Genomic DNA, 16,835 nt, shown 5'->3' on the forward strand with positions numbered 1-16,835 from the left:
TGAGGCCCGGAGCCCTCCGCAGCTTCCTCCCCATACCTCCGCAAAGTCCGTCCGAGTCGCCCTGTCCACGCCTGCCGAACTCGCCCAAGTCCGTCGAACCCTCCGCACAGCTCACACCGCTTCCTCCGCTCCCCGTCCGCGCCTGGCACTTCCCGACCGAGGACCCCATGCGTCTGCGCAGCAGCTCGATCCGCGCGAAGATCATCGCGCTGCTCCTGGTGCCCATCGTCGCGCTCGCCGCCCTGTGGGTGTACGCGACGCTCGCCACCACCGGGGACGTCTGGAACCAGTTGGCGATCAGCCGTGCGTACAAGGAGTACGGTGCCACGGTCGACCAGTACGCGAGCGACCTGCAGGACGAGCGGCGGGCCGCCGTCCAGCGGCTGGCCGACCCGAACTCACCGGTCGCCCGGGACGCCTTCGAGCACGCCAAGGCCGCCACCGACCGCAGTCTCGCCGCGCTGCGGCAGCGCAAGGACAGCGCCGGCGGCGAGCTCTCCGCCGCCCAGCGGGCCCGCCTGGTGCAGATCCTCGCGGCCGCCGACCAGATCACCCCGCTGCGCGCCCAGGTCGGCCGGCTTGCGCTCAACTGGGAGTTCGCGCTCGGGCAGTACAGCGACCTGGTCCGGCCGGTGTTCGGCTTCCGGTCCGCCTACGTGGCGCGCCAGAGCGGCCAACTCCCGCGGCAGGGAACCATCCTGATCGAGCTGGTGCGCGCCCGCGAGTACCTCTCGCAGGAGGATGCGGCCATGGAGGGCCTGCGCACCAGCGCCACCAAGCCCACCGCCGAGCAGTACCAGGTCGCGCTGGACGCCCTGCACAACCAGCAGGCGCTGTTCACCGTCTACATCGCCGAACTCGAACCCGCCGACCAGGCCGACTACATCGCCCTGCGTGGCGGCGAGGCTTGGGGCGCGCTGGCCCGGGCCGAGGCGGACTTCGTCGGCGCCGGCGGCCCGGACCGGGTCGTGCAGGCACTCAACGGCGACGACTGGCGGGAGACCGCCGACCGTTCGCTCGGCGACCTCTCCTCGATCAACTCCCGGATCGCCGCCGGACTGGACGAGCGCGGGCGGTCCACCGCGATCGCGGCGCTCTGGAGCGGCGGCATCGCCGGCGCGGTCGGTCTGGTCGCCGTCGTCCTGACCATCTTGATCTCCTTCCGGATCGGCCGGGGCCTGGCCCGCGAGCTGATCGGCCTGCGCAACGCGGCCAACGAGCTGGCCACCACCCGGCTGCCCTCCGTCATGCTGCGGTTGCGTCGCGGCGAGCCGGTCGACGTGGCCGTCGAGGCGCCCGAACTGCACTTCGGCCAGGCCGAGATCGGGCAGGTCGGCCAGGCCATCAACGCGGTCCAGCGGGCCGCCGTCGAGGCCGCCGTGGAACAGGCCGCGCTGCGGCGCGGCGTCTCGGCGGTGTTCGTCAACCTGGCCCGGCGCAGCCAGGTGCTGCTGCACCGGCAGCTCACCCTGCTCGACACCATGGAGCGCCGCACCGAGGACCCGGCGGAGCTGGCGGACCTCTTCAAGGTCGACCACCTCACCACCCGTATGCGCCGGCACGCCGAGGGCCTGATCATCCTCGCCGGCGGCTCGCCCGGGCGCGCTTGGCGCAAGCCGGTCCGGATGGTGGATGTGGTCCGCGCGGCGGTCGGCGAGGTCGAGGACTACGCCCGGGTGGCCGTCCGGCCGTTCCCCGGTACCGGCCTGCTCGGCAGCGCGGTCGCCGACGTGACCCACCTGGTCGCCGAACTCGTCGAGAACGCCGCGGTGTTCTCCCCGCCGAGCACCCAAGTCACCGTCCAGGGTGAGGTAGTGGCGCACGGCTTCGCGCTGGAGATCGACGACCGCGGCCTCGGGCTGAGCGAGCAGTTGCTCGCCGAGATCAACGAACGCCTCGCCGTGGAGCAGGAGTTCGACCTTGCCGACACCGACCGGCTGGGACTGTTCGTGGTCAGCCGGCTCGCCCGGCGGCACGGCATCCGGGTGCACCTGCGGCCCTCCCCGTACGGGGGGACCACGGCGGTGGTGCTGATCCCGCGCGAGCTGCTGGCGGAGGCGCCGGACGGGCTGCCGGAGCCGCCGACCTCCGGGGCTGCGGGCGCTTCGGGCGTTGCGTCCGGCCGTCCGGCGAAGCGGGCGGCGGGGCGGCGCGGGCAGCGCGACCTGGTCGCGGTGCCGGACACGGCCTCGGTCTCGGCCTCGGCGTCCGCGTCGGCGTCCGCCGCGACGTCCTCGGCGGGTACGGGCGGCCGCCACCGGGTGACCGGTGGGCCGCGCCCGTCCGCGCCCGAGGTGGGGCGTACGGCCAACGGGCTGCCGCGCCGGGCGGCGCGGACCAAGGGCGGACCGGTGCTGGTGCCCGCACCCGCGTCGGACGTCGAGGGCGCTCCGGGAACGGGGCGGCACCGGCGGGACGAGGCGGCTGCTGACACGCCGGTGGCCGACGCGCCCGTGACCGTTGTTCCCGTGGACGCCGCGCCGGTGGATGCCGTGCCGTTGGACGCCGCGCTCCGGACCCAGGGCGGTCTGCCCCGGCGGGTCAGGCAGGCGAACCTCGCGCCGCAACTCAAGGAGCAGGCGAAGGAGCGGCTCCGGGGTGAGAACGGGTCCGAGGGCCGCGCCGCCCGGGAGGCCGGGTCGGCGGGCCAGTCGGGTGAGGTCCGGGAGCTCCGGGAAGCCCGGGAGCGCTCGCCCGAGGAGGCCCGGGCCACCTTCGCCTCGTTCCAGCGCGGCTTCACCCGCGGGCGCGGTGCCACCGGTCCGACCGACCGTGCCGCCCGGGACCGCGCCGCCCAGAGCCGCACTGCCCCGGACCGCATCCTGCAGGATCGTTCCGGCACGTCAGGCACCCGGCCCACGGCCGTACCCGCCTGGCAGCCGCCGGACCTGTCCCGGCGGGCGATCAGCCCGGCTCCCGCCCCGGCGGCGCTGCCCGCGCCCGCCCCCGAGGACGCCGGCCGGGCCCCGCTCGCCCGCCGTGTCCCGGCCGGGCAGCCGGTGCGGCGGAACCCGGCGCCCGTCCCGCCCGTACAACCAGTGACACTTGCAGCACCCGAAGCAGTTGAAGCGCCCGCAGTACCGGCATCACCCGCATCACCTGCACCACCCGCCCCAGCGGAAGGAACTGATTCATGACCACTTCGACGCAGCCGTCCGGCGACCTCAACTGGCTCCTGGACGACCTGGTGGGACGCGTCGCGGCCCTGCGGCACGCGGTGATCCTCTCCAGCGACGGGCTGGCCACCGGTGCCTCCCGCGACCTCGACCGCGAGGACGCCGAGCACCTCGCCGCCGTCGCGGCAGGGTTCCACAGCCTGGCCAAGGGCACCGGCGGGCATTTCAAGGTCGGCGGGGTCCGGCAGACCATGGTCGAGCTGGACGAGGCCTTCCTGTTCATCACGGCCGCCGGCGACGGCAGCTGCCTGGCCGTGCTGAGCGAGGCCGAGGCGGACATCGGCCAGATCGCCTACGAGATGGCCCTGCTGGTCAAGCGGGTCGGCGAGCACATGGCCGCCGAGCCGCGCACCGAAGCCGCCGCGCCGAGGAGCTGAGCGGTCCGATGGCGGATCCGAAGGCGGACGGGCCGGAGCGCCCCGAGGCGCTCGACGGCCCCCAGGTGCCGGTGGACTCGGCCGAGGCCACCGGCGAGGAGCAGGCGACCACGGACGAACCCGAGGTCGACCTGTTCCAGCCGCGCACCCCGGTCGACGACCGCTGGTTCGACGACGAGGCCGGCCCGGTGGTGCGGCTCTACTCGATGACCCGGGGCCGTACCCGGCCGGTCGAGGAGGGCCTGTTCGACCTGATCTCGCTGGTCACCGCCAAGGACCCCGGGCCGGACGCGGGGGCCGTGCCCGCGCACGTCCTCGACCCGGAGCACCAGACCCTGCTGGCCTGGTGCCGCCACGAGCCGCTGTCCGTCGCCGAGCTCGGCTCCTACACCGACCTGCCGGTCAGCGTCGTGCGCGTCCTGCTCGGCGACCTCTACGACGCCGACCTGATCAGCGTCACCCGACCCGTTCCGCTCGCCGAGCTGCCGGACGAGCGCCTGCTGCGAGACGTGATCAATGGACTCCGTGCGCTCTGACCACACCCCTGCGAGCCCGTCTCCGCAGCGTCGCGGGAACGACAACGACCCGAGCTGGCGCGGCGGTCCGGCCGTCGCGGTGAAGATCCTGGTCGCGGGCGGGTTCGGCGCGGGCAAGACCACGCTGGTCGGCGCGGTCAGCGAGATCCGGCCGCTGCGCACCGAGGAGGAACTCAGCGAGCTGGGCCGTCCCGTGGACGACACCTCGGGCGTCGAGGCGAAGCGCACCACCACGGTGGCCATGGACTTCGGCCGGATCGACCTGCGGCCCGGCCTCGCGCTCTACCTGTTCGGCACCCCCGGGCAGGACCGGTTCTGGTTCGTCTGGGACGAGTTGGCGCGCGGCGCGCTCGGCGCCGTGGTGATCGCGGACACCCGGCGGCTGGCCGACTGCTTCCCCTCGGTCGACTTCTTCGAGCAGCGCGGCATCCCGTTCGTGGTCGCGGTCAACTGCTTCGAGGGCACCGAGCGGTTCGCCCCGGAGGAGGTCCGGGACGCGCTCGACCTCGACCCGGGGATCCCGGTGCTGCTGTGCGACGCGCGGCTGCGGGAGGACAGCAAGGAACTCCTGGTCGCCCTGGTCGAGCACGCCGCCGCCCTCCGCCACCGGGCCCCCGCCCGGGCCTGACATTCGCGCCTGAGGGCCCGGGCCTGACCGTCCGCCGGATACCGCTGGTCAGGGCCCTTCATCCACCCGGCGTCTCATTCCCTCGTCCACATCCCGGACGTTCGGTGCGGTGAAGGTTGCCCAGACCGGCTCGGGCGTGGAAGGCTCTGTGGACGAAGGCCGCGCCGGCCATGCCGTCGGGAGGGCCGGAAACGTCCCGTTCGCACGGTTGTTGACGACCGGTGACGGGCCTTCGACGATCCGACGTGGCACCGTCGGCGCGCACCGGCAGCGGGGCGTCGTCACGCAGAACGAAGGGGAGGGCGCCAGGGATGACCGTCAGTCAGCGACGCATCGCCGCCAAGCCCGGCCCCGTCATGCCGGTGCTCACCGTCCGCCGCTACATCGACCACGCGCTGACCTGCAGCGCCTGTTGTCGCTGACGGCCTCACCCCGCCCCGGTACGTCCCCCGGCAGTTCCGGCCCATCCGGCGCCGCCCGGCGCACCGCCGACCCCCGTCGACCAGGCCGTAGCGGACCGCCCTCCCGGCGTGCCCGCAGCCGACCAGCCGGCCCCGCCTCGCGGAGAAACCACCATTGAACATCGTCTGCCCCAGCCCTGCCCCCGGCGTCGTCGGCCGTACCCGTCCGACCGGGGCGGCTCCCGCGATGTGCGCGGGTCCGCGGACCGGGCGGTGTAACGGGCGCGCGCGCCGCGCCGCGGACAGCCGACAGGGTCGGCTCGACCTCGAGCCGTTCTGGCCGTCTCGGCAGCCGCACCTGTTCGATCAGACGTGTCCGGGCTCGCCCAGCGCGTCCCGGCTCTCCGCCCGCTGACACCGGTTCGGCCCGGTCCAGCAACGGCAGTGCGCCCGGTCGACGCGCAGACGACTCCACCCCGTCCGTCACGCGCGAAATGAGCGGCACACCATGTCTTCCTCCTCCACCGCCATCCTGTCCCTGCCCACCGCGACCCCGCACCTGCGCGCGGTCCGCTCGGATCCCTCCGTCCCCTCCGTCGCCGCTGTCCCCTCGGCCGCCCCGGCCGCCAGGCCGCAGCCCGGGGCGGTCGTCCCGCCGGTGCCGGCCTCGCTGCTGGCCGCGCTGCCGGAGGGGGCGACCGTCGTCGCCGCCCTGCCGCAGGGCGTGCTGCCGCAGGGGCTGGTCGCCCAGTACGGCCCGCAGTCCGGTGGTGCGACGGGCCACCCGATGGTCGGGTACCTGGTGCTGGTCCCGGCCGAGAGTCCGGCGGCTCCGCCCTCGGGGGCTTCCGGTCCCGCCGTCTCGGGCGGCGTCTCAGCTGCCGGACGCCCGGTCCGCCCGGCCGGGCGCGGGATCACCGTCGACACCGAGCGGCGCAACGCCTACGTCGACGGGCGGCTGCTCGACCTCACCTACCTGGAGTTCGAGCTGCTGGCCCACCTCACCGAGCACCCGCAGCGAGTGCACACCCGGGACCACCTGGTCTCGGCGATCTGGGGCTACGGCCACGTCGGGGACGGGCGAACCGTCGACGTGCACGTCGCCCGGCTGCGCCGCAAGCTCGGAACCGCCTACCGGGAAACGATCGTGACGGTTCGTCGGGTCGGCTACAAGTACGTCCCGGCCGGCTGACCGGAGCCGACGCCGGTACCGCGACGAGGGACGGATGACAGCTGACAGTCGACGGCTGACAGACTTCGAAGTCTGTCAGCCGTCGACTGTTCGTCGTCCGGCTCAGCGGCTCAGTCGGTCGATCTCCGCCAGCTCATCCGCCGTCAGGGGTCCGCCCGCCAGCGCGTCGAGGTTCTGGTCCAGCTGGGCCACGCTGCTCGCCCCGATGATCACCGAGACCACCCGCGGGTCCCGCAGCACCCAGCACAGCGCCAGCTGCGCCAGCGTCTGCCCGCGCCTCTCGGCGACCTTGTCCAGCGCCCGCAGCTGCGCCAGCTTGGCCCCGGTCAGCGTCTCCTCGGTCAGGAACTTCCCGACCGACATCCGGGAACCGGCCGGCACCTCGCCGGAGAGGTAGCGGTCCGTCAACAGCCCCTGGGCAAGCGGGGAGTAGGCGATCAGGCTGGTCTGGGTGTCGCCCACGGCGTCCAGCACGCCCCCCTCCTCCACGTACCGGTCGAGGATCGAGTACGCCGACTGGCTCATCAGCACCGGCGTCCCCAGCTCGCGCAGGATCGCCACCGCCTCCCGGTGCTGCTCCGCCGGGTAGTTGGATATCGCCGCGTACAGTGCCTTGCCCGAGCGGACCGCGCTGTCCAGCGCCCCCATCGTCTCCTCGGTCGGGGTGTCCGGATCGTAGCGGTGCGAGTAGAAGACGTCGACGTAGTCCAGCCCCATCCGCCCCAGCGACTGGTCCAGGCTGGCCAGCAGGTACTTGCGGCTGCCGCCGTTGCCGTACGGGCCGGGCCACATGTCCCAGCCGGCTTTGGTCGCGATGAACATCTCGTCGCGGTACGGCCGGAAGTCCTGCGCGAACAGGTAGCCGAAGTTGCGCTCCGCGCTGCCGTACGGCGGGCCGTAGTTGTTCGCCAGGTCGAAGTGCGTGACGCCCCGGTCGAAGGCCCGGCGCAGCACGGCCCGCTGCACCTCCAGCGGTTGGGCGTCGCCGAAGTTGTGCCAGAGTCCGAGTGAGACGGCGGGCAGCTGAACGCCGCTGCGGCCGGCCTTCCGGTAGGTCATCGAGGCATAGCGGTCATCCGAGGCGAGGTAGGTCATGCCGGACATCTTGCCAGCCGTCAGTGGCGGATCAAGCCTTGGCCCGCCCCGCCGTGAACTGCGGTCCGCCGTGCCGACCTTGGGTGACGGGAGCCGGGCCGGCAAGCCCGAACCGCCGTGCGCGCCCGTCTGCCCGCGCAGTGCGCCGCACATCCCTCGCCCGGCGTGACGCCTGCCGCCGTGCGTGACGTGACGCGCGCCACCAGCCGCGGCGGAATGTCCTTTGGCGGCACGGGGGATGACGAACGGTCGAGGGGCCGTGGCCGCCGGGGGGCGGCGCACGGCCCTCAACCATTCCGGCGGCCTGAACCTTCGAGCAGGAAAACTTCTGGCGCTCTGTACCTACTGGTATGTACAGTGATCCACATGAGCACTCAGGACCGCCTCATCGAGAGCACCCAGGCCCTCCTCTGGGAGCGCGGCTACGTCGGCACCAGCCCCAAGGCCATCCAGCAGCGCTCCGGGGTCGGCCAGGGCAGCATGTACCACCACTTCACCGGCAAGCCCGACCTCGCCGCCGCCGCCCTGCGCCGCAGTGCCGAGCAGATGCGCGGCATCGTCGAGGCCGACCTCGGCGCCCCCGGCACCGCCTACGACCGCATCGCCGCCTACCTCCACCGCGACCGCGAGGTGCTGCGCGGCTGTCGGATCGGCCGGATGGCCCAGGACCCGGACGTCGTCGCCGACCCGCAGCTGCGCGCCCCGGTCGAGGAGACCTTCGACTGGCTGCGCGGCCGGATCGCCGACCTGGTCGCCGAGGGCCGGACGAGCGGCGAGTTCGCCCCCGGCCTGGACCCGGCGGACACCGCCGCCGCCGTGGTCGCCGTCGTCCAGGGCGGTTACGTACTGGCCCGAGCCTCGAACAGCGCCGAGCCCTTCGAAACGGCCGTGCGCGGCGCACTCGGCCTGCTCGCCGCCCACCGCCGGGCCTGAAGCCGGACGGCCACGACGGACTGGAGCCCGAACAGCCCGAAGTCCACCCGAAGACCAGGACGAGGAGTCCCGCCGTGCACGCCATGCAGTACGAGATCACCCTCCCCGCCGACTACGACATGGGCATCATCCGCAAACGCGTCGCCGACAAGGGTCACCTGCTCGACGCCTACCCGGGCCTCGGCCTCAAGGCCTACCTGGTCCGCGAGCGCGGCCAGGACGGCTCGCCGGTCAACCAGTACGCGCCGTTCTACCTCTGGCACACCGCCGAGGGCATGAACAGCTTCCTCTGGGGCCCGGGCTTCCGCGGCCTGAGCAACGACTTCGGCCGCCCCGCGGTCCGGCACTGGCTCGGCGCCGGACTCGCCGAGGGCTCCCGGGCCGAGGCCCCGACCAGCGCCACCCGGGCGACCGTACGGCTCCCGGAGACCGCCGACCCCGCCGAGGCCGTCGAGCGGGCACTCGCCGAACTCCCCACGCACCCCGCCCTGCACACGGCCGCCGTTGCCGTGGACCCGAGCCGCTGGGAGCTGCTGCGGTTCGCCCTCTGGCACGGCCCGGCCCCCGAGGACGAGCCCGGCACCCGCTACCGGGTGCTGCACCTGTCCCGCCCCGAACTCGACCGGCTGCCGTCCGGCCGCCACTGGTGAAAGGACCCACCACCGCGATGCCCACCACCACCGCGATGCCCGCGACCGCGACGACCGCCACCCAGGCCCCCGCCATGACCCCCGCCGACCTCACGCCCGCCACGCTCGACCGCGAAGCCGGCTACGCCCTGCTCGCCGACCTGGCCGGCCCGGTCGCCGCCGCGACCCTGGGCGGTCTGGACGGCCTCGCCCCCGGCTTCCCCGACTGGATCGTCACCAGCCTCTTCGGGGGTACCTACCAGCGCCCCGGCCTCGCCCTGCGCGACCGCCAGATCGCCAACCTGGCCGCGCTCACCGCTCTCGGCGGGGTCGAGCCCCAGCTCGCCGACCACGTGCGCAACAGCCTGCGGATCGGGATGACGAGGGGGGAGATCACCGAGGTCCTGGTCCACCTCGCGCCCTACGTCGGCGTCCCCAGGGCCCTGGCCGGCCTCCGCGTCGCCACCGCCACCTTCGCGGCCGCCGACAACCAGGCCGAAGCCGAAGCCCGATCCGACGCCCCGGCCGAGGCCCGCGCATGACCACCACGCCCACCGCCGCCCGCACGGTACGGACCGTCCTGGGCGACCTCGCCCCCGCCGAGCTGGGCGTCACCGACTCCCACGACCACCTCTTCATCCGCAGTCCCCGCTTCCCCGGCCAGGAGCTGGACGACCCGGCCGCCGCCGAGGACGTCCTGCGCGCCTATGCCGCCGCCGGCGGCCGCACCCTCGTCCAGTGGACCCCGTGGGGCCTGGGCCGCGGCGCGGACTCCCTCGCCGAGTTGTCCCGCACGACCGGCGTCCATGTCGTCGCCGCCACCGGCGCGCACCAGACGGCCCACTACGCCCGCGGCCGCTTCCCGACCCTCGGCGACCAGGTGTCCGAACGCCCCGCCCCGTACGCCGACCTAGCCGAGCGCTTCGTCACCGAGCTCACCGCCGGACTCCCCGGCGCGCCCGAGGGCGTCCGCGCCGGCCTGATCAAGATCGCCGACGACGCGGGCCCCAGCACCCGGCACGCCCGCTGGACCACGGCCGCGGCCGCCGAGGCGCACCACGCCACCGGCGCCCCGATCGCCGTCCACCTGGAACCCGACGGCGACCCGTACGGCGTCCTGCGCCGGCTCCACGGCGGGCACGGAGTCCGCCCCGACCGGATCATCCTCGGTCACCTCACCCGCTTCACCGACCGGACCGTGCACCGCGGCCTCGCCGCCGAGGGCGTCTTCCTCGCCCTGGACAGCCCCTCCCGGATCGGTCACCCCGCCGACCTCCAGGCCTTCGACGTGATCGCCGACCTGGTCGAGGCAGGCCACGCCGACCGGCTGCTGCTCGGTGCCGACACCACCACCCGCACGGCCCGCGAGGTCGGCGGCCCCGCCCGGCTGCTCACCGACCTCGCCCCGCGGCTGGCCCGCAGCCACGGGCCCGAGCTGCCCGAGCGGCTGCTGGTCGCCAACCCGGCCGTCGCCCTGGCCGTCGACTGGCGCACCCCCCTGAGCGCGTCCCCGCCGTGCCCGTTCCTGTGGCCGAGTGCGCCCGCCGGGGTTTGAATCCGAGTAGCCCCTGCCGGACCACGCCCCAGAGAGGCGGCCCGACGATGCACTCGTGGCTCGCACCCGCCCGGCTCGCCGTCGCGCTCTTCCTCGCCGTCGCGCTCTGCTTCGCCGGCTACCACGCGGCGACCGACGCGACGGGGATCGTGAACTACTTCAGCTACTTCACCAACCTCAGCAACCTCGCCGGGATGGCCGTCCTGGGCTACAGCGGCTGGGCCGGGCTGACCGGGCGCCGGCCCGTGCCGGACGAGGTGCGCGGGGCGGTGGTGCTCTACCTGGCGGTCACCGGTCTGGTCTACGGCACGACGCTGGCGAACTACCCGGACCTGCTGGTGATCCCGTGGGTGGCGGACGTGGTCCACCGCGCGATGCCGCTGGTCGTGCTCGCCGACTGGTTGATCGACCCGCCCGCCCAGCGCATCCGCCCGGCGGTGGTGTTCAGCTGGATGGCGTTCCCGCTGGTCTACCTGGCGTACGCACTGACCCGCGGCCACGCCGTCGACTGGTACCCGTACCCCTTCCTCGACCCCGCCCGGCACGGCGGCTACCGCCGGGTCGCGGGGGCGTGCTTCCTGATAACGGTGGCCTTCCTGCTGGTCGGCGCCGCCGTCGCCGCGGTGGGCAACGCCCTCGCCGCCCGCCGCGACGCCCGGCAGGGCGCGGTGCCGAACGGACGGCACGCCCAGGCCGGAACCGGCTGACGCCGCTCGGTCGGCCGAGGAGGTCGAGGGCTGGGCCCGGGCCACCGGCGCCAGCACGCTGCGCCTCGCCGTACTCGCGGTGCCCGGCGAACTGCTCGCCGACGGGGTCACCCGCGAACTGCTGATGGCGAAACCGCTGGACCGACCGGCCCGAGCACGCGCGACGTGGGTGCCGCCGTCGATGCGCAGCTCGGTGCCGGTGCCGGGGGCTGGGTTCTGGGAGCGGGCCGGCGGGGAGTACGGGCGGGCCGACCCTCGGCCGATCATCAGCTTTCTCCCAGCTCCCGCTAGGGTTGGTGATCGCGCGCCCCGGCGGGGGAACCGGGGTGACCTCCTCGGATGTCCTGAGCGGAGGGGGCGGGGAGTTCGAGGTGTGGGAGCAAGTAGGACATGGGTCTGACGAGCCACAAGGTGTTGGCGCTGGTCGTAGTGATCGCCGTCGTGATGACGGCCAGCACGGTCTGGCTGTGGCCCAGACTCGCCAAGAAGACCTGGCAGGCGGTGCTCGGCCGGATAGGCACGCTGCTCGCCACCCAGCTCACAGTGCTCGCCGCACTCGGTCTGGTGGCGAACAACTACTTCGCCTTCTACAGCAGTTGGGACGACCTGCTGGGCACCGGCAGCACCGGCCCGGTGGTGATCCACAACAAGGCGGACGCCTCCGGCCGCCTCATGGTCGAGACCATCGGCCACGCCTCGGTCCAGGGCGGGGGAGCGTTGGGCCGAGAGCCCAGCCGGTCCGGTGAGATCCGCAAGGTCCGGATCGACGGCAAGGTCAGCCGGCTGTCCACCGAGGGCTACGTCTACCTGCCGCCCCAGTACTTCCGGCCCGAATATGCGCAGAAGCAGTTCCCGGCCGTGATCGTCAGCACCGGTTTCCCCGGGATCGCCGAGAACCTGATCACCCGCTTCAACTACCCGGGTGCCGCGCTCAAGCTGCTGCAGGAGGGCAGGATGCAGCCGACCGTCATGGTCCTGATGCGCCCCTCGCCCGCCCTGCCGCAGGACACCGAGTGCGAGGACATCCCGGGCGGCGCCCAGTCCGACACCTACTTCGCCAAGGACGTCCCCTCGGCGATCCAGGCCAGCTTCCGGGTCTCCACCGACCCGCAGGCCTGGGCCTTCATGGGCAACTCCACCGGCGGCTACTGCGCGCTCAAGCTGGCCATGCGCCACCCGGACGTCTTCCCGACCGCCGTCGCCCTGTCCGCGTACTACGACGCCGCCGACGACCCGACCACCGGCGACCTCTTCGGCGGCAGCAAGCGGCGCCGTGACGAGGCCAACCTGATGTGGCGCCTGAAGAACCTGCCCCAGCCGAAGATCTCCGTGCTGCTGGCCGGCACCAAGAAGGGCGACGGCAACTACAAGCAGGACACCGAGGCCTTCATCGACGCGGCGCAGAGCCCGATGAAGGTCTCCTACAGCATGCTGGAGAAGGGCGGCCACAACTTCGAGACCTGGAGCGCGCTGCTGCCCTCCTCGCTGGAATGGCTGTCCGACCACCTCAAGGTGCCGAACCAGACCGTCTGACGCCCGCACCGGGCCGGGCAGACCCGACGACCCGAAGAACCTGAGACAGAACTGAACCCCCGGAGCCACGGCCCCGGGGGTTCAGTTCACGTTCAGGAAGCGCCTCAGGCCACCCGCTCCAGCGTCCCGGTGTGCAGCTGACCGACCCGGCCGCCCTCGCCCTCGAAGGTCCAGAAGGCCCTTACGGTCAGCTTGTTGAGGTCCATCACATGGCTGACGGTGATCCCGCTCTGCTCCGTCCAGCTGACGAAGTAGATCTCCGGCGCGACCTCGGCGACGTGCAGCAGCACGTCCTCCCACTGGCCCGCCGACTCGCCGAGGCCCTCCCAGCGCAGCCGCCTGCCGTCGGCCGAGTAGGTGTTGCGGAAGGCCGCGCCGTTGTCGGCCCGGAAGAGGTAGGTACGGCCGGCGAAGGCGGGCAGGGACGCGGTCATGGTGGGGCGGGACCTCTTCTCTGGAGCGTGGACGGACCGTACGGGACGGGCGGGGAGGTGCAGGTCGGGCAGGTCGGGCGGATCGGGCTCGGCGCACTTGTGCACCGCGGAAAATGCCAGGCTTCCAATTTATCCGACCGGGCGGACTCGGGCGGCCCGGTCGCCACGGTACGGGCCGCCACCGCGCCACCGGTCGCGGTGTGCGACCGGCACATGGGCGCCGACCGCACACCGGTCCTACCGTCCACGCCCAGGAGACGCACCCCCACACGCAGCGCCCCCGCGCGAAGCGCCCCGGCCGCACTCTCCGCCGTCCTGCCGGCCATCGCCGCCCTCCTCCTCGCAGCGCTCCCGGGCGGCGGGGTGGCCCACCTCCCACGCTCAGCAGAGTGGTTGACGTGGTGTCAGGGCGTAAGGACCTGCCCGAGCCGGGTCGCGATCTGGCGCATCACCGGTACCAGCGCGGAGGCGCCTGCCTGCTCCTCCAGCGCCCGGATGCGGGCCTCCGGGCCGGACACCGAGAGCGCGGTGGGCGTCGGCGCGCCCGGGACGGCCAGCGCGATGCAGCGGACGCCGATCTCCTGCTCCTGGTCGTCCACCACGTAGCCGCGCTCGCGCGCCTCGGCGAGCTGACCCATCAGTTCCTGCGGGTCGGTGACCGTGTACTCGGTGTGCGCGGGCAGCGGGTCGGGGCCCAGGACCGCGCGCGCCTCGTCCTCCGGGAGCTGGGCGAGCAGCGCCTTGCCGACGCCGGTGCAGTGCGGCTGAACCCGCCGTCCGACCTCGGTGAACATCCGCATCGAGCGCCGCGACTGCACCTGCCCGACGTACACCACCTCGCCGCCCTCCAGTACCGCCAGGTTGGCCGTCTCGCCGGTGGCCTCCATCAGCTCGGCCAGGTACGGGCGGGCCCAGCTGCCGAGCAGGCGGCCGGCGGTCTCGCCGAGGCGGATCAGTCGGGGGCCGAGGGTGTAGCGGCGCGCGGTGTCCTGGCGGACATAGCCCTGCTGGACGAGGGTACGAACCAGTCGGTGGATGGTCGGCATCGGGAGGCCGGAACTGGTGGAGAGCTCGCTGAGCGTGGCCACGCCGCCGGAGTCGGCCAGCGCCTCCAGGAGTTGGAAGGCGCGCTCGACGGACTGCACGCCGCCGCTCGCGCGGTCGGCGCCTGTCGTCGATGCTGTGTCGGGGGTCGCAACCACCGGCGTTCCCTTCGCTGTCGGGGAGGAGTAGAGTCCCGGCGACCTCTTCAACAAACCGTTGAAATTCTGTATCGCGGAAACTAGTCTCCACCTTACAGAATCGAACCCGCCGACAAGCGGGTTCCGATCGAGGAAGTTCCCAAGGAAGTTCCCACCGGAGCTCCCTTCGCCAGGCTCAACCGTCTTAGGAGTGTCCTGCTCATGGCTGCAGATCAGGGGCCCGTCGGCGCCTCCCCCGCCGCTCCGGTCGTCACTGTCGCCGGTCCGCGCGTCCACCGGGCGGAGGAGGTGCTCACTCCGGAGGCGGTCGCCTTCGTCGTCGGCCTCCATCGCGCGTTCGAGGGCCGCCGGCAGGAGCTCCTGGCCAGGCGGAGGGCCCGCCGCGCCGAGATCGCCCGCACCGGCACGCTGGACTTCCTCCCGGAGACCGCCGACGTCCGGGCCGACGACTGGAAGGTCGCCGAGGCGCCGCGCGCCCTCCAGGACCGCCGGGTCGAGATCACCGGCCCCACCGACCGCAAGATGGTCATCAACGCGCTCAACTCCGGGGCGAGGATCTGGCTCGCGGACTTCGAGGACGCCACCTCCCCGACCTGGGAGAACGTGGTCAGCGGCCAGGTCAACCTGATCGACGCGTTCGAAGGCCGGATCGACTTCACCAGCGCGGCCGGCAAGGCCTACACCCTCAAGCCCGCTGCCGAACTCGCCACCGTCGTGGTCCGCCCGCGCGGCTGGCACCTGGACGAGAACCACCTGCTGGTCGACGGCGTCCCGGTGGCCGGCGCGTTCGTCGACTTCGGCCTGTACTTCTTCCACAACGCCGCCCGGCTGCTCGCCAAGGGCGCCGAGGACCCCAACTCCGGCCCGTACTTCTACCTGCCGAAGACCGAGAGCCACCTCGAAGCCCGGCTGTGGAACGACGTCTTTACCCACGCCCAGGCCGAACTCGGTATCCCGCACGGCACCGTCCGCGCCACCGTGCTGATCGAGACCATCACCGCGGCCTTCGAGATGGACGAGATCCTCTACGAGCTGCGCGACCACGCGGCCGGGCTCAACGCCGGGCGCTGGGACTACCTGTTCTCGATCGTCAAGAACTTCCGCGACGCCGGCGAGCACTACATCCTGCCGGACCGCAACAGCGTCACCATGGCCTCGCCGTTCATGGCCGCGTACACCCGGCTGCTGGTGCGGACCTGCCACAAGCGCGGCGCCCACGCGATCGGCGGCATGGCCGCGTTCATCCCCAGCCGCAAGGACCCGGAGGTCAACGCCGCCGCGCTGGAGAAGGTCAAGGCGGACAAGGACCGCGAGGCCGGCAACGGCTTCGACGGCTCCTGGGTCGCCCACCCGGACCTGGTGCCGGTCGCCCGCGCCTCCTTCGACGCGGTGCTCGGCGAGCGCCCCAACCAGAAGGACAACCCGGGGCCGTCCGAGCCGGTCACCGCGGCCGAACTGCTCGACATCGCGGGCGCCGGGGGCACCTGCACCCGCGTCGGGCTGCACAACGCCGTCCAGGTCGGCATCCGCTACATCGAGGCGTGGCTGCGCGGCCTCGGCGCGGTCGGCATCTTCAACATGATGGAGGACGCCGCCACCGCCGAGATCTCCCGCTCGCAGATCTGGCAGTGGATCCACAACGGGGTCGTGCTGTCCGACACCGGCGAGGAGGCCACCGCCGAGCTGGTCCGTACCCTGGTCGCCGCGGAGCTGACCGAACTCCGCGCCGCGCTGGGCGCCGAGGCCTACGCCGCCGGCCGCTGGCGCGAGGCCGCCCAGCTCTTCGAACAGGTCGCCCTGGCCGAGGAGTTCGCGGACTTCCTGACGCTCCCCGCACTTCCCCTGCTGGGCTGAGCACCAATCTATCCGCAGGCGCCGCCGCTGCCGCCTGCCGGGCTGTAGCAGTTCCCCGCCCCTTTGCTCCGTTCCGTACGGCGACGACGTCCACCAGTCCTCTCGTCGCCGTGCGGAACGGCGTTTTTACGAGGAGTCCACGTATGGTTCGCATCTTCTTCAACGGTCAGGCCATGGTCGGCGGCCCGTTCCATGCCAAGGTCGCCGACTCGCTGATCGGCCCGGCCCGTACCGCCCCCGGTTACCGCTTCTTCTCCATCGACGACGTTTGCCCCGGGCTCCTGTACGACGCCACCGTGGACACCGCGATCGAGGGCGAACTGTACGAGATCACCCTGGCGCACCTGAAGGACGTCATCCTGCCCGGCGAGCCCCGGGAGTTGGAGCTCGGCGTGATCGAACTGGAGGACGGCTCCGCGTGCCTGTCCATGCTGCTCGCGCGCGGCGAGGTCGAGCGCGGCGTGCACCGCGAGATCACCCACCACGGGGGCTGGCGCGCCTACCTGGCCACACTCGGCCGCACCGCCTGAACACTCAACAGCGAACAGGTGACGGATGACGACTTTCGTCATCTGTCATCTGT

At 72.9% G+C, this 16,835-nt stretch carries 16 protein-coding genes; 13 read left to right on the top strand and 3 right to left on the bottom strand.

What is annotated here, in order from left to right; genetic code table 11:
* Positions 1-167: 167 nt before the first annotated feature.
* The 5 genes from ACWC9T_RS23520 to ACWC9T_RS23540 all read left to right on the top strand — a co-directional run bounded on the left by ACWC9T_RS23520 (position 168) and on the right by ACWC9T_RS23540 (position 6,310).
* Positions 168-3,137, top strand: a complete 2,970-nt coding sequence (locus ACWC9T_RS23520; RefSeq protein ID WP_449823015.1) for a nitrate- and nitrite sensing domain-containing protein — start codon at positions 168-170, stop codon at positions 3,135-3,137.
* On the top strand, positions 3,134-3,553 hold the full coding sequence (locus tag ACWC9T_RS23525; RefSeq protein WP_393024371.1) for a roadblock/LC7 domain-containing protein: 420 nt from the start codon (positions 3,134-3,136) through the stop codon (positions 3,551-3,553). The genes ACWC9T_RS23520 and ACWC9T_RS23525 overlap by 4 nt, the downstream gene beginning before the upstream one ends.
* Positions 3,554-3,561: 8 nt before the next feature.
* Positions 3,562-4,089 carry a DUF742 domain-containing protein gene (locus ACWC9T_RS23530; RefSeq protein ID WP_449823016.1) on the top strand — a complete coding sequence of 176 codons (528 nt, stop codon included), beginning with the start codon at positions 3,562-3,564 and terminating at the stop codon, positions 4,087-4,089.
* A complete protein-coding gene (locus tag ACWC9T_RS23535; protein ID WP_449823017.1) occupies positions 4,079-4,717 on the top strand; it encodes a GTP-binding protein in 639 nt (212 codons plus the stop codon). Before ACWC9T_RS23530 ends, ACWC9T_RS23535 begins: the two co-directional genes overlap by 11 nt.
* A 909-nt stretch (positions 4,718-5,626) precedes the next feature.
* Positions 5,627-6,310, top strand: coding sequence for a winged helix-turn-helix domain-containing protein (locus tag ACWC9T_RS23540; protein ID WP_449823018.1), 684 nt, complete (start codon positions 5,627-5,629; stop codon positions 6,308-6,310).
* A gap of 102 nt (positions 6,311-6,412) precedes the next feature.
* Here ACWC9T_RS23540 and ACWC9T_RS23545 read toward each other — a convergent pair whose 3' ends face one another.
* The gene (locus tag ACWC9T_RS23545; protein WP_449823019.1) at positions 6,413-7,405 is read right to left on the bottom strand and encodes an aldo/keto reductase; all 993 of its coding nucleotides are present in this window, start codon (positions 7,403-7,405) and stop codon (positions 6,413-6,415) included.
* A 366-nt stretch (positions 7,406-7,771) separates the two neighbouring features.
* On the opposite strand from ACWC9T_RS23545, the gene ACWC9T_RS23550 reads away from it, so the two are divergent.
* The 6 genes from ACWC9T_RS23550 (at position 7,772) to ACWC9T_RS23575 (ending at position 12,762) form a co-directional block, all read left to right on the top strand.
* Positions 7,772-8,338 (top strand): TetR/AcrR family transcriptional regulator, encoded by a 567-nt coding sequence (locus ACWC9T_RS23550; RefSeq protein WP_449823020.1) that lies wholly within the window; start codon positions 7,772-7,774, stop codon positions 8,336-8,338.
* A gap of 74 nt (positions 8,339-8,412) precedes the next feature.
* Positions 8,413-8,988, top strand: coding sequence for a DUF4865 family protein (locus ACWC9T_RS23555; protein ID WP_449823021.1), 576 nt, complete (start codon positions 8,413-8,415; stop codon positions 8,986-8,988).
* A 17-nt stretch (positions 8,989-9,005) separates the two neighbouring features.
* Positions 9,006-9,509: a carboxymuconolactone decarboxylase family protein gene (locus ACWC9T_RS23560; protein WP_449823022.1), complete on the top strand. Its 504-nt coding sequence runs from the start codon at positions 9,006-9,008 to the stop codon at positions 9,507-9,509.
* Positions 9,506-10,522 (top strand): phosphotriesterase family protein, encoded by a 1,017-nt coding sequence (locus ACWC9T_RS23565; protein ID WP_449823023.1) that lies wholly within the window; start codon positions 9,506-9,508, stop codon positions 10,520-10,522. Before ACWC9T_RS23560 ends, ACWC9T_RS23565 begins: the two co-directional genes overlap by 4 nt.
* Before the next feature lie 47 nt (positions 10,523-10,569).
* Positions 10,570-11,229, top strand: coding sequence for a Pr6Pr family membrane protein (locus ACWC9T_RS23570; RefSeq protein ID WP_449823024.1), 660 nt, complete (start codon positions 10,570-10,572; stop codon positions 11,227-11,229).
* 390 nt (positions 11,230-11,619) lie between these two features.
* A complete protein-coding gene (locus ACWC9T_RS23575; RefSeq protein ID WP_449823025.1) occupies positions 11,620-12,762 on the top strand; it encodes an alpha/beta hydrolase in 1,143 nt (380 codons plus the stop codon).
* Positions 12,763-12,866: 104 nt separating this feature from the next.
* Here the strand turns inward: ACWC9T_RS23575 and ACWC9T_RS23580 are convergent, their stop codons facing one another.
* Both ACWC9T_RS23580 and ACWC9T_RS23585 read right to left on the bottom strand, forming a co-directional pair.
* Positions 12,867-13,196: a MoaF-related domain-containing protein gene (locus ACWC9T_RS23580; protein ID WP_396247737.1), complete on the bottom strand. Its 330-nt coding sequence runs from the start codon at positions 13,194-13,196 to the stop codon at positions 12,867-12,869.
* 404 nt (positions 13,197-13,600) lie between these two features.
* The gene (locus ACWC9T_RS23585) at positions 13,601-14,398 is read right to left on the bottom strand and encodes an IclR family transcriptional regulator (protein WP_449823026.1); all 798 of its coding nucleotides are present in this window, start codon (positions 14,396-14,398) and stop codon (positions 13,601-13,603) included.
* A 201-nt stretch (positions 14,399-14,599) separates the two neighbouring features.
* On the opposite strand from ACWC9T_RS23585, the gene aceB reads away from it, so the two are divergent.
* Positions 14,600-16,252, top strand: a complete 1,653-nt coding sequence (gene aceB, locus ACWC9T_RS23590) for a malate synthase A (protein ID WP_449823027.1) — start codon at positions 14,600-14,602, stop codon at positions 16,250-16,252.
* Between the two features lie 143 nt (positions 16,253-16,395).
* Positions 16,396-16,782 carry an allophanate hydrolase-related protein gene (locus tag ACWC9T_RS23595; RefSeq protein WP_449823028.1) on the top strand — a complete coding sequence of 129 codons (387 nt, stop codon included), beginning with the start codon at positions 16,396-16,398 and terminating at the stop codon, positions 16,780-16,782.
* The last annotated feature ends 53 nt before the right edge of the window (positions 16,783-16,835 follow it).

Source organism: Kitasatospora sp. NPDC001159 (genome assembly GCF_053598235.1).